The sequence below is a fragment of the Pedobacter nyackensis genome (assembly GCF_032678475.1).
Classification (GTDB): domain Bacteria; phylum Bacteroidota; class Bacteroidia; order Sphingobacteriales; family Sphingobacteriaceae; genus Pedobacter; species Pedobacter nyackensis_A.
Map to the genome: position 1 here is coordinate 1586687 of NZ_JAVTSF010000001.1, position 13051 is coordinate 1599737.

At 37.9% G+C, this 13051-nt stretch carries 8 protein-coding genes; 2 read left to right on the forward strand and 6 right to left on the reverse strand.

Features of this window, described 5'->3' with window-relative positions; all coding sequences use genetic code 11:
* Positions 1 to 12: 12 nt before the first annotated feature.
* The 6 genes from R2Q84_RS06400 to R2Q84_RS06425 form a co-directional block, all read right to left on the reverse strand.
* Positions 13 to 210 carry a hypothetical protein gene (locus tag R2Q84_RS06400; protein WP_316815702.1) on the reverse strand — a complete coding sequence of 66 codons (198 nt, stop codon included), beginning with the start codon at positions 208 to 210 and terminating at the stop codon, positions 13 to 15.
* A gap of 549 nt (positions 211 to 759) precedes the next feature.
* The gene (locus R2Q84_RS06405) at positions 760 to 1896 is read right to left on the reverse strand and encodes a TlpA disulfide reductase family protein (RefSeq protein WP_316815703.1); all 1137 of its coding nucleotides are present in this window, start codon (positions 1894 to 1896) and stop codon (positions 760 to 762) included.
* Positions 1897 to 1934: 38 nt separating this feature from the next.
* Positions 1935 to 3377 (reverse strand): RagB/SusD family nutrient uptake outer membrane protein, encoded by a 1443-nt coding sequence (locus R2Q84_RS06410; protein ID WP_316815704.1) that lies wholly within the window; start codon positions 3375 to 3377, stop codon positions 1935 to 1937.
* A gap of 11 nt (positions 3378 to 3388) precedes the next feature.
* A complete protein-coding gene (locus R2Q84_RS06415) occupies positions 3389 to 7087 on the reverse strand; it encodes a SusC/RagA family TonB-linked outer membrane protein (RefSeq protein ID WP_316815705.1) in 3699 nt (1232 codons plus the stop codon).
* A gap of 169 nt (positions 7088 to 7256) precedes the next feature.
* Complete coding sequence (locus R2Q84_RS06420) at positions 7257 to 8366, reverse strand: FecR family protein (RefSeq protein ID WP_316815706.1); 1110 nt, start codon at positions 8364 to 8366, stop codon at positions 7257 to 7259.
* Between the two features lie 89 nt (positions 8367 to 8455).
* Positions 8456 to 9016, reverse strand: a complete 561-nt coding sequence (locus R2Q84_RS06425; protein WP_316815707.1) for an RNA polymerase sigma-70 factor — start codon at positions 9014 to 9016, stop codon at positions 8456 to 8458.
* A 383-nt stretch (positions 9017 to 9399) separates the two neighbouring features.
* Between R2Q84_RS06425 and R2Q84_RS06430 the strand changes: the two genes are divergently transcribed.
* Positions 9400 to 11103 (forward strand): tetratricopeptide repeat protein, encoded by a 1704-nt coding sequence (locus tag R2Q84_RS06430; protein WP_316815708.1) that lies wholly within the window; start codon positions 9400 to 9402, stop codon positions 11101 to 11103.
* 91 nt (positions 11104 to 11194) lie between these two features.
* The gene (locus R2Q84_RS06435) at positions 11195 to 12892 is read left to right on the forward strand and encodes a tetratricopeptide repeat protein (protein ID WP_316815709.1); all 1698 of its coding nucleotides are present in this window, start codon (positions 11195 to 11197) and stop codon (positions 12890 to 12892) included.
* The last annotated feature ends 159 nt before the right edge of the window (positions 12893 to 13051 follow it).

Genomic DNA, 13051 nt, shown 5'->3' on the forward strand with positions numbered 1-13051 from the left:
ATCGTTCTTTAATCACCAGGAGATACCGAAGGTTGTGGCATCAATAGTAAATGTTGCAGTCTTTTGCTCATTGGCTTCCCTTGTAAGCAAATTATCTACAAAATAATAATTCGTTTGGAATCTTTTTTTATTAATGGTGGCTATAAAATAGCCATGACTTTTGATGTCAGCAAAGACCAGGTGAGGATTAACATCCTTGTCATGTAGCATCTATTGATTAAGGTATCTACCCGGCGGTAGTCTACCATTGAGATGGAAACCTTATGTTGTCCTTCAGGTAAGGATAGAGAAAATGTACCATCAAGGCCCGATATTGTTTGCGCCTTTATTTGGCTGACACTGATTGTTGCGAAGGCAAGGGAAATATTCAGACCCAGGAACAACATGATTATTGTTAGATAAATGTGTTTCATGGTCATTAGTAATTAAGTGTTTTTAGTATGTGCGTGAATAATCCAGGCATGAGTTTTACGATTAAATATTGTTTAGCAAAACTAAACTTTGTTTATTAATGATATACTAAACTTATGTTAAGCTTCAGTTAACCAAAACAAACAACACGCTTAAAATCAACACAATAAAAAATAAACAGATAAAAAACCAGGTACTCGCTATATCCTATCTAGCAGAGGTCTTTACAAATCCAATCAACAAAAAAAACCGTCTCTATGAAATAAAGACGGTTTTCTTAAACAATATACAGTCCGCGACAACTGATTTACAGCAACGCTTTTTTGGGAGATTTTAAATGAGTAATGTTTAATTTTTAATCAGCTCGTTCAGTTTCTTTTCCAGTTCATCACCACGAAGGCTTTTGGCGATGATCTTTCCTTCAGGATCAATCAAAAAGTTTTGCGGAATAGCCGACACACCGTACATTAGCGTCACCTGATTTTTCGTGCCTTTCAAATCGCTTACCTGGGTCCAGGGCACACCATCCTCTGCGATAGCTTTTAACCATGCGTCTTTTTTATTATCCATGGAAACTGCGATGATCTCAAATCCCTTATTTTTAAATTTCTGGTAGGCCATTTTCATGCTGGGGTGTTCATTCCTACACGGCCCGCACCAACTGGCCCAGAAATCCAGCAGTACATACTTTCCTTTGAAAGAAGATAATGACACGGGTTTCCCTTCGGTGTTATTCTGAACAAAGTCTTTTGCGGACTGCCCCACATCAACACTTTTTATAGCATTCATTGTGGCGATAAGTCCCCTGCCCATTTCTGAATTTCTAATGCGCGCACTAAGCTTGTTAAAATTAGCCTCAAATGATGGGTTATCAGTCCCACCATGATTATTGAGAATATACAGACTCACATAAGAATCAGGATTTTTTTTGAAATAATCATCTTCCACATCATTTTTGGCCTTAGCCAGAGCCTGAAGTTGTGGAAACAACTCCTCTCTGCCCTTTTCATTCCCTTCAGTATAATATTGTGTCATTTTCTCCGTGAGCGGCCGCATCTTGTCTTTCACCAGTTTGAGTTGCGCTTTCAATACCAGGTAATCTGCCTGAACGGATCCGCCTTTAATCATCGCCCGTTTTATATTTGGCCCCGTAGCCGTAAATACTTTATTTTCAAGATAAAATTCCTGAAGGTCCATTTCTTCAAATCTTCTCCAATCCGCCCGGTCTATTTCTTTTCCCGGGGCACTCATAACCAGCTCTGCGGCTACTACACCCGCTATCTTACCCTTAAATGAAAAACTGCCGTTTTTTACGATAGTAGAGTCTTTAATATTTTCTTTGAGACCTGCCTGATTCGGATAGCTAAGTATCACTTTTTTTCCTTCATGATTTCCGCTGATTTTTCCTTTGATCAAAAATCCTTGCTGGGCATTTACAGACATAGCCAACAGGCTAATTACTGCAGTAATTAGTGTCTTTAACATATTTACAATTATTTATAAAAATTATGGGTTATTTCTCCTTATGGATTATTCTGCATGCCTGGGTTTTCATCGATTACCTTTTTCGGAAAACGCAACACGAACCTTTCCGGCTTAAGTGTGAAAGTGCTGACCACGGTACCTGTTTCTGAATATACTGTATGGCTAAATGTGCTGTTGCTAAAAAGCGGATCAACAGAAAGTCTTCTCATGTCAAACCAGCGATAACCATTCATAGCAAATTCCCGGATACGCTCTTCCAGAATAAATTTAATGAGTGGTAATTGCTCACCGGCAATAACCGCTGGGACATCTGAACTGGTTGATGGCATTCTTTTTATACGTAAGGCTTCTACATCTGCTTTTGCACCTGGTAAATCATTAAGCCTCGCTTTACACTCCGCCCTTAGCAAGTATAGATCCGGTACCAAGACGCCTAATTGCGTGTTTCCCGGACCAATTTTCCTAAGTAAACCATTCGGATAAACAGGGCCGAAAAAGGCCGCCGGAGAAAAGAATTTTAATCGTAAATCTGATGAACCATACAGGTCTGCAGTTTGTTTGGTGATCACCAGTTCATTTGCCGAAGATGTCCAGTAAGTATACGACTGCTTTCCAAATACACTCTCCTTAATATTAGGATAATAAGGATAAGCAGGGCCAAAAAGACCGATAGGCATAAATTCGCCTCCCGGTGCGAAAGTTACATTATAGTCGTACAGACGTACAGGGATCTCGGCATTATTTATGCCTGTTAATGCTGCATTTAAATGTGGTAAAGCCTCATTAAACTTACCCATAAACATATACACCTTACCCAATAAACCTTCTGCCGCTGCTTTAGACATTCTTAAACGGTGTGATGTTTTTAACGGAAGATCAGGCATGGCCTTAATCAGATCATCCACAATAAATTTGTAGACCTCCATTACACTGGCTCTTGTAAACTTAGTTTCTGTCACATCCGCCTTCAGAATAATTGGAAATCCCGGGTCGGTTGCAGCAGTACCAGGGTGATAGGGCTTGCCGAAATAGTTTATCAGTAAAAAATACGTCCATGCCCTACCAGCCATCGCTTCCGCCTGTATTGAACGTTTTTCCTGCGCTGTGCCATCAGTTGCATCAGGCACTTCATTTATGATTTTATTAAATGTGTAAATATTTTTTAATGGAACCTCCATCTCCGCAGCATTTTCAGTAGGTTCATAAGTCACATCGTCCCAGCGAAAAAGCCTTTGTGTTTTTACAGCAGCTCCGTTAAAATAGGTCGCTATAGCAGCTACTTCGTCACCCATTGGTACCTGCGCAGTCGCATTCATATTCACCAGTTCCAGATTACTCAGTAGTAAATTATAATCGGATACTTTTTGTGCAATCAATTTCCCTTTTGGCGTGATCTCCAAAAAGGACTTTTTACAGGAGAACATCATGTTACATAGCATGGCTACAACAATTGCTCCGGTAAATTTATATATCGTTTTCATGTCCCTTTAAATTAAAATTGTACATTAACTCCAAATGATATAGTACCCTGATTAACAAGTGTACTCCGCAAACCAGAAATCGCATCCATGTATTCCGGATCAATATCATCTTTATTGGCTTTCCAAAGCATCAGATTAGACAATTGAACCCGAAAAGTAACCTGTTCTGCCTGCACTTTTTTAACCAGCAGTTTGGGTAAACTGTAGCCCAGTGTAATGTCTCTCAGTTTAACATAAGAGGCGCTCACGACATTGATATCGGAAAAAGTATAATAATCAACTTCTCTGCGCGTATAGCTCAATGAAGAATTAGACACATACGATGGAATATTGGTTCGCTCCTCATCTCCGGCCTCCTTCCATCGATCAGCAAAATCGGCATGAAGGTTTCCGCTTGTAAAGCCATCATAATTAATATTTGAATGTGTTAACCTGTTTGTGAAAGTCTGATTAACATCTTTCCTCATCTTATGGCCCAGATTAAATACTGCATTTGCACTTAAACTAAAGCTTTTATAATAAAACATATTGGCTATCCCACCGCTCCAAACCGGTTGATAAGTTCCCATAAAACGTACATCTTCAACCTTAGTCGAATTAGGCGCTTTGGTTACTGACCCATCCGCGAGCTCAATTTGCGGATCGCCGAGCTGATCTAGTCCCGCAAATTTATAAGCAAATAAAGCGAAAGCAGGAAAACCTTCAACATACTGCTGATTAATCCGCTGCTTACCTGTAGTTGCAGGTGCGTCAAGGTTTAAACGGGTAATGGTATTTTTATTATAGGCTATGTTGAATAAAGTATTCCATTTAAAATTTCCTTCACCAACATTAACCGTATTTAAATTAAGTTCCACCCCCCTATTTTTAAGGTCGCCGAGGTTACCGACAATACTTGAATAACCTGTATAAGTGTTCGTCGGCACATTGGCTAGCAGATCGCTTGTCTTTTTCTGATACACATCTATACTACCACTAATCCGGTTGTTCAGCAATCCAAAATCAACGCCCAGGTTGATATTTTTAGTGCTTTCCCAGGTTAGCTTTTTATTGGATGGTGTGGAAATCCGGACACCCTTTCCACCTGGTAAAAAGTAACTTCGCTGTGCTTCTAAAATATCATAGGAAGCAGCTGTTCCCGGATCAGGAGAGTTACCTGTAAGGCCGTAAGTAGCCCTGAGTGCCAAATTGTTTAACCATGGCAGATTTTTCATAAACTCTTCTGAACTGGCTATCCACTTTCCTCCTATACTCCATACCGGCCTGTTTTGCGCCGATTTATCCAAACCAAAAAGATTGCTCTTGTCTATTCTAAAACTTGCGTTGACCGCATATTTTCTATCGAAGGTATAGGCCAGATTAGAAAAATAGGATGAAAACCGGGTACGGCGTTCAACCTGGCCGAATAGATCATTAATCAGTAAACTTGAACCGTAACTATTGGGCATTACGGGTGATGATACACCGTCTACGCCCAGGGTAGCATAATCTACAGCACCGAAAGTCTGCAGCAACTCATTGTACCCTCTTAATGTATTGAAGCTACTGGATTCCAGTTTTTCATTTGCTTCCTGTCCCAATAAAACACTCAACTGATGAACATCTTCATCCCAGTTTTTGTTGTAACTCAATTGATTTCTGATGGTCCAGTGCTGCTGGTTCAAGTTCATCTGGCTATACCTTCCTCCCTCTTCCGGCAGATAATAAACCGGTGTGGAATTGATATCAGGTGCGACTGTAAACTGCACCAGTTCACTCCTTACCATGTAACTTTTGGTATCGTCGTAAATATCCCGCTTACCATTCCCTTTAATGAAGCCGTAAGATCCTTCAAACTTTAAACCATCCAGCAGTTTAACATTCAGCCCCAGAACATTTCTGCTCAACAAGTCATTGCTGTTGGTATGCCCGTAATTAAATTCATCCAACGGATTGTAATCCAAATCAATGCGGCTAAGATTTTGAAAATCCGTCCTTACATCTTCGCTCAGGTATCCCATATAAGGCATAGAAATATTATTGCCCCGGGCATCCTTAAACATTTGGTACGGATAAAAATTACGATTGACCTGGATATTACGTTTAGAACCAGCTGTGTTATTATTCAGATCAGTAATCAGGTTTAACTGGATCAACTTACCGATAGAAAAATCTTGCCTCAGGTTAATTTTATAAGCATTATTTTTTTCACCTGGCCGGTTACTAATGGTATTGGTATAAGCTGCTGAGCCATAAAAAGAATATTTATCGCTGCCTCCCGACAAAGATATGGTATGGTTCATTACAGAGGCATTCCGATACCACAGATCCTCGATTTGCTGTCTGTTATCCATGCCAGCCAGACTATCCAGACTTGTTTTAGCCTGTGCATCCGTAATAAGTCCTCTAAACAAATTATATTGAATCACTTCGTGTGGTGCCACACCCGCATTCCCCATATTCGTGAAGCTTGATGCTTCCTCCCATGGATATATTACGGGATCAAAAACTTCGGTAGCTGCCTGAATAAATTGCCTGCTGTTTAATGTTTTAAAATAATTCTGATCGGGCTTACCTTGAAAATTGACAAAGGCATCGTAGCTGATTCTTAATCTGCCACCTCCCCCTCTTTTTGTAGAAATAACGATTACACAGTTGGAAGCTCTGGCACCCCATATTGAGGCTGCTGTGGCGTCCTTAAGCACAGTAATATCGGCTACATCCTGGGGATTAATGGTAGAAACATCGTCGATAGGAATTCCGTCAACCACAAACAATGGGTTTCGGCTTGTACCGGATAGAACGCCCGAATCATCCCTCACGCCAATTGTAGAAAGTCCGCGCACTATAAAAGGATTTTGACTGGCATTTGGTGCGTTATTTATAGTTAAACCTGCAACCAGTCCGTCAAGACGTTGCAAAATATTCATACTACCGGTACGATTTTCAACTATAGTCATATCAGGTTTCGCGAAAGAACCTGCGCTTCTTTCTTTGGCTATGGTTTGATATCCGTTATTGATACTAACGCCTACTTCTTTTAACTGAGTGGATTCAACTTCCAGTCTGATGTTCTTTAAATCTGTTTTAGCACTAAGTTCTTTGGTTTTAAAACCAATATACGAAATGACCAATACGGCTTTTTCATCTTCAATACTGATGGTGAACTCACCCTTAGCATTGGTCATCACGATTTTGTTGCCTCCCTTTACAGACACAGAGGCTCCGGCAAGCGGCAAACCTTCGTTGTCATACACTACACCTTTCACAATCTCATCAGCAAAGAAAGAAGTTTTTTTATCCGGCAGGACTGGCGTGTACTGCTTTAAAATGATGGTTTTATCTTCAATGGTATAGGAAACAGACAGGCCTTGCAAGGTATTGTCCAATACCTCCTTTAAAGGGGTATTTGTATAATTTACATTTACTTTTTTACGGGCATCCAGTTCTGCAGAAAACCAAAGTACATTGTAGCCGGTTTGTTTTTTGATTTCCTTAAACACCTGACTTAAGGAAACATTTTTCTGCCTGTAAGTTAGCTGCTGCGAGAAACCTGAAGCACTTACCTGCATCATGGTAACAATTAATAAAACAGTTGTAAGGTTAATTCGCATAATCAATTTCTTTTTATCTGCTTTGCTGAGCCAGCGGAACGGTGGTCCCTCCGGAATCAGCATTTTGGGCATACGCTGGCCTGACCAGCACAAAATTTTAGTATAAATTTTATACATTTGGTTATCTGTTTTAAATTAAAAAAGGGTTCACATACTCACATTGGTTTATCAGATATCTGATCAGGAGCGTCGCAAGCGCTCCTGATTATCTATAAGATAAACGATAGGTTCGCACTAAGGTTCTGTTGGTCTTTTCATCATCTTGTTGGTTTATATGGTTTAGTTGTTAATTCAATACGGTTATTACTTTTCCTTCTATTTTAAAATGGACATGTCCTGTTAATTCAAGCATCTTCAGTACCTTAGAAACTTTCTCAAAACGGGCAATTGTTCCATTAAAAGTTTTGTGCTTCGTATCAACTGACTGAAACTTTATATCGACATCATACCATCTGGACACTTTGTTCATGATACTTTCGAGCGGTTCATTATTAAACATAAACTCACCGTTTTTCCAGGCGACAGCTTCGTCTATATCAGCATTACTTATGGTAAATGTATGATCATGTAAATAAGTCTGTTCTCCAGGTTTAATTTTCAGTTTATTGCCACCGGCAGCTACCACTTCAACTGAGCCTTCGAGTAAAGTCGTTTTGGTTACATGTTCGTTGCGATAGGCAGCAACGTTAAAATGAGTTCCTAACACTTTTACCTCTTGTTTTTCGGTTTTAACTATAAATGGACGGCTTTTATCTTTAGCTACTTCAAAATATGCTTCACCTTCCAGTAATACTTCTCTTGATTTTCCCGAAAACTTAGCGGGAAAAATCATTTTAGAATCTGCGTTCATCCATACCTGGCTACCATCGGACAAAGTAATCTGGTAAGTCCCGCCACGGGGCGTGATTGTTGTTAACATATTACCTTCCTTAATGTCGCCACTTTCAACAACACTACCATCGTTATACCTCAAATTGGAATCACCAATAGTTACTCCATTTTTCGCATCACTTAACTGAAGGATTTTTCCGTTGGCAAGCGTTATGGTTGCAGTATTTTTCCCCGGCGACACATCATTGGCAAAATGAGATGAAGTACGCAATTCAGATTGATGGTAATGATCAGACACATAGAAGAACCAAACCCCAACAACGACCGCAATTACCGCAGCTATTGAAGCCACTTTATAATAACGCAAACGAATGGTACGGGTATGATCTATTTTTTTATTAATATTGACCAGCATGAGGTCTTTTACAGCAGCAAAGTTTTTAACAGGCAAATCTGCTGTCTGACAGGCATTACACCATGCGTTATACCTGCCCAGTTCTTCGTCGTTCGCAACTCCACTTGAAATACGCCCGATTAGCTCGAACCATTCTTTATCATTCATCATGGCTTATTCGTATCTTTTAATATATAGGGACATCAACAAGGCCCAGCCCCCAAAAGAAATTACAATTTATTTTAAAGTCAATCTCCTGATCAGATCAGGGTAGACCAGAATGACATTTTACCTAATCCCAATTTAAGTTTTTTCAAAACAATGGTCATCTGATTTTCGACAGTTTTTTCGGAAATGTTTAGCCTGGCGGCAATTTCCTTGTTAGAAAGGTATTCATTACGGCTCATCTCAAAAATCATCCTGGCTCTTTCCGGAAGTCCCAGTACAAACTCATGAATGGCTTGCTTAAGTTCTTTAATTTCTAAACTATCTTCGATAAATGATTCTTCCTTAAAAGGATTTAAAGACAGAATCTCTGATCTCCTTTTACTGCTCTGAATTACCCTTGTTAATTTATATTTTACCGCAGAAATGAGATAGCCCTTCAAAATACTGACATTAATCTTTCGTCTATTTTCCCAGAGCCAGACAAAAATATCCTGCACGGCGTCAGTGCATTCATCTTCATCTTTCAGAATATTAAAGGCGTATTGATACAGGTATTGAACATAACGATTGTAGATCTGATTAAAAGCTTCCCGATCGTCCTGTTTCAATAAGTCCGTTAATTCCTGGTCTGTGTATTCACTATAAGCATCCATTGTGATATAAAGTAACAAACTTTACAACAAACATATAGAACAAACATGCTATTATGCAATAAAACTTATTCGGGAAGATTAGATTAACAATTTAGTTTAGACACTCTTTACTCTGAGTTAAATTAGCTAAGGAGTTAAACCATATATAAACAGGGTCTAACCTCGGTCTAAACAGGGTGTAAACAGGGTCATTTACATAGTTTACACCCTATATAAACATTGTAACTATAAAGAAAACACAAAATAACACCCGATCTCTTATAGAACCCTTATCGTACCTAATCTTAAGTTAGACGGAATTTTTCTTTCTAAACATTACTACAACCAAAACCACTATTTATTCCGCTAAAAGATTTGTAATTTTATACCTACAAACATTTCCTGTGATTTTTAAATTTATTGTTCAATGCTTTTGCATTAAAAATGCAGCTGCAGGCATTAAACTAAAAGCATACTTTATTTTAATTGCCTTTTTTTTATTTCAACAAATCGTAAACGGGCAGTCTAATGTATACGCAGACAGCCTAAAAAATCTTTTGAACCGGACAAAATCTGTAGAAGAAAAACTCAGGTTAACCATACAACTTTCAGAAGAGTTTTATAAACCGAATCCCACGCTTGCACTTCTATATGCCAAACAATCTGAACAACTTGCAAATCAAATAAATTCCGATTCCATGTTAAATAAAGCCTATGTAAACCAGGCTACCTCTTATTTACATATGGGAAATTATCCACATGCACTCCAGCTTTACTTTAAAGCTATTCCGGGCGCCCAAAAATTGGGGGACTCCTATACACTTTTTTCCATTTACGAGAGAATGGGAATCCTTTATCATTTTGAAAATGATAACAACAATGCCCTTAAATACTTTTTTCAGGCGCTCAAACAATTCTCTCTCAAAAAGCCGGAAAATAAGAAACAAACAGAACGTAAAGCAGCACTATTGAAAAATATTGGTATCGTTTTTAATGAAACAAAAAAATACGATGAATCGGCGCAGTACTTTAACGAAGCGCTGAACCTTGCCAGGCAATTAAATGACCATGAACTTATAGCAAATGTTATCAATGATCAGGCGAGCCTATATCTTAATCTAGGCAAAAGTGATCTGGCCTTTAAGCAATTTAAAGAAGCCATGGAGATCCGCAAGAAATACAATGACGAATGGGGGCTTACACGCTCCTATCTCAATATCGGACAGTTTTACTTAACCAGAAAGGACTATAAATCTGCAGAAGCCTATTTAAAGGATGCTATTGCACTTGGGAAAAAAGTCCAATTTTGGCAAAATGTAAATACGGCATCCTTATACCTATTCCAATTGTATAAGGAAAAAGGTGACCTTAGCAACGCCTTAAACACACTGGAATTAAATAAGACAGTAAACGATACCCTTTACGATGAGGAACGAACACGCAAAATAGGTCAATTGGAAACCCAATTCGAATTCGAGCGAAAACAACTCGAATTCGAAGTCAAACAACGGGAAAAGAATTTATATTACTGGCTGGCCGGAGTTACCCTTGGCCTTTCCCTGATTATAGTAACACTGCTTTTCTATTTGCAAAAAAATAAAACAAGAAACGTACAACTGGAACAAGCCCATTTAACACTTGAAAAAATAGAGCTGGAACGCAATATCGAGTTAAAAGATAAAGAACTAACCACAAACATCTTACAGCTTATTCAAAAAAACGAACTTATTGAAGAGGTTTCAGAAAAGTTATATGATTATAAACGAAATGCAAGCGAAGAATCTCAGCTTGTTATCCAAAAAGTACTGGCTGACCTCCAATCTAATCTCCATCCTGAACTTCTACAGGAATTTGAATTTAGATTCCAGCAGGTACATCAGGAATTTTTCAACATTTTAAATGAAAAATATCCAAACTTAAGTCCCAGTGAACGAAGACTATGTGCATTTTTAAAATTGAATATGACGACTAAAGAGATTTCTGCCATAACATACCAAAGTACCAAGTCCATTGAAATAGCCAGAACCCGGTTGCGTAAGAAGTTAAATCTGACAGGTACGGACCTGAACCTGGTGAATTTTCTTATTCAGTTAGATGCGAAAAATTGAACATAAATTTAATTTAATGTAGCATTTCAGATAGTTTTATCGTCTTCAGATTTGTATGTTTACGAGACCAAAACCCTAAATATTGATCCTTTTGACTATCCATAAAATTTTATTACAGCATAAAAAAACGCTACGCCGTATTATAAATAATGTATCTATTTTAATCGCTTTCATTTTACTGTCATGTTTAGGTGTTAATGGGCAGTCTAAAAAAGTAGATAGTTTAAAATCTCATTTAACTAAAACGGAATCTAAACTCGAAAAGATAAAGACGACACTTGCTCTTTCGAAACTAACAAGCAAATCGGATATTAAATCGGCTTTAACTTATGCCGAAGAGTCTAAGAAACTGGCGAATGAGATCCAATTACCGGACTGGATAAATAAAGCTACCTTAAATCTTGCTAAAACTTATCTGCTGATCGGAAATTATCCAAGGTCTTTAAATTTTTATCAGGAAATCATTCAAAACAAAACCGCAAACTCTAATGATCTTTTATCAGCTTATAACGGGATAGGCATCATCAACTATTATCAGAGAGATTATAAAACTGCTATTAAATATTACAACCAGGCGCTTAAAATTTCTTCTACGAAAAAATCAGAAATCGGTATTGAAAAGACATTAAAACAAAGCCTTTTTAATAATCTGGGGATAATTTATGAAGAAATGAATGACTTTAGCAAGGCAAATTTCTTTTACACAGCATCGTTAAACCTTTGTAAACAATTAAAAGACGAGAGTAATTTAGTACATGTATTAACGAATCAAGGCCGATTATTTCATAAACAAGGCAAAAATGAACTTGCGCTTAAATATTATTTAGAAGCTTTAGCTATCCGCAAAAAAAACAATGATGAATCCGGCATATCTATATCTTACGATGGCTTAGGAGAGTTTTATTTTGAATTGAAAAACTACAGTATTGCTGAAACGTACTTAAAAGAGGCCATTAAGCTAGGACAACGTACAGGAGATCTTTTAACCATACGTCGTGCTTCGTCTAACTTGTACAAATTGTATCAACAACTGGGGAATTACAAACCGGCATTCGAGGCCCTTGCATTAAATAAAGAGGTAAGCGATACCTTATTTAATGCTGAACGCTCAAATAAAATCGCTCAACTGGAATTACAGTTTGATTTCGACAGAAAACGTGACGAAGAACGGGCCAGACAAAGAGAAAAAGAGCTTAGATACTTATTGGCAGGAATTGCCCTTACGCTATCACTGATTATTGTAAGCCTGTTATTCTTTATGCAGAGAAACAAAGTAAGAAATTCATTACTTGAACAAGCCCATTTGAAATTAGAAAAAGAAAACCTGGAAAAAGACATTGAGCTAAAAGACAAAGAACTTACAACCGGCATTATGCACCTTATGGAGAAAAATGAACTCATTGATCATATTTCGGAAAAGCTACATAAAATTAAGCAGAGCGTAGATAAAGAGGTGCAGCCTGAGATACAAAAGGTTGTTACGGATCTCCAGTCTAACCTTCGGCCGGAATTATTAAAAGAATTTGAATTCAGTTTTCAACAAGTTCATGAAGATTTTTTTAATATCATAAATGAGAAATTTCCAAATCTCAGTCCTAGTGAACGGAGGTTATGCGCCTTTTTAAAGTTAAATATGACAACTAAAGAAATCTCGGCCATAACACATCAAAGTACAAAATCTATAGAAATAGCCAGAACACGGTTACGTAAAAAATTAGACCTAACGGGTACGGAACAGAATTTAGTAACCTTCCTATCTCAGTTAGATCAAACTCGAAACAGAAGCTAAAAGCTTACAAAAAAAACATCTCTATTGGAAGATTAAACGGCTGTAGTGGTAAAAACATGGCAAAAACAACACTATGTAGTGGTTTTGTAGTGGTGCATTTTTCCTTAAATGCTGATTGAAACACCATTTTTGATCCATCAATTAAAACCAAACTATTTA

Bases quoted from the DNA above. Each gene is read 5' to 3' on its own strand.
- R2Q84_RS06400 (WP_316815702.1), bottom strand. From the start codon at position 210: ATGCTACATGACAAGGATGTTAATCCTCACCTGGTCTTTGCTGACATC.
- R2Q84_RS06405 (WP_316815703.1), bottom strand. From the start codon at position 1,896: ATGTTAAAGACACTAATTACTGCAGTAATTAGCCTGTTGGCTATGTCT.
- R2Q84_RS06410 (WP_316815704.1), bottom strand. From the start codon at position 3,377: ATGAAAACGATATATAAATTTACCGGAGCAATTGTTGTAGCCATGCTA.
- R2Q84_RS06415 (WP_316815705.1), bottom strand. From the start codon at position 7,087: ATGTATAAAATTTATACTAAAATTTTGTGCTGGTCAGGCCAGCGTATG.
- R2Q84_RS06420 (WP_316815706.1), bottom strand. From the start codon at position 8,366: ATGATGAATGATAAAGAATGGTTCGAGCTAATCGGGCGTATTTCAAGT.
- R2Q84_RS06425 (WP_316815707.1), bottom strand. From the start codon at position 9,016: ATGGATGCTTATAGTGAATACACAGACCAGGAATTAACGGACTTATTG.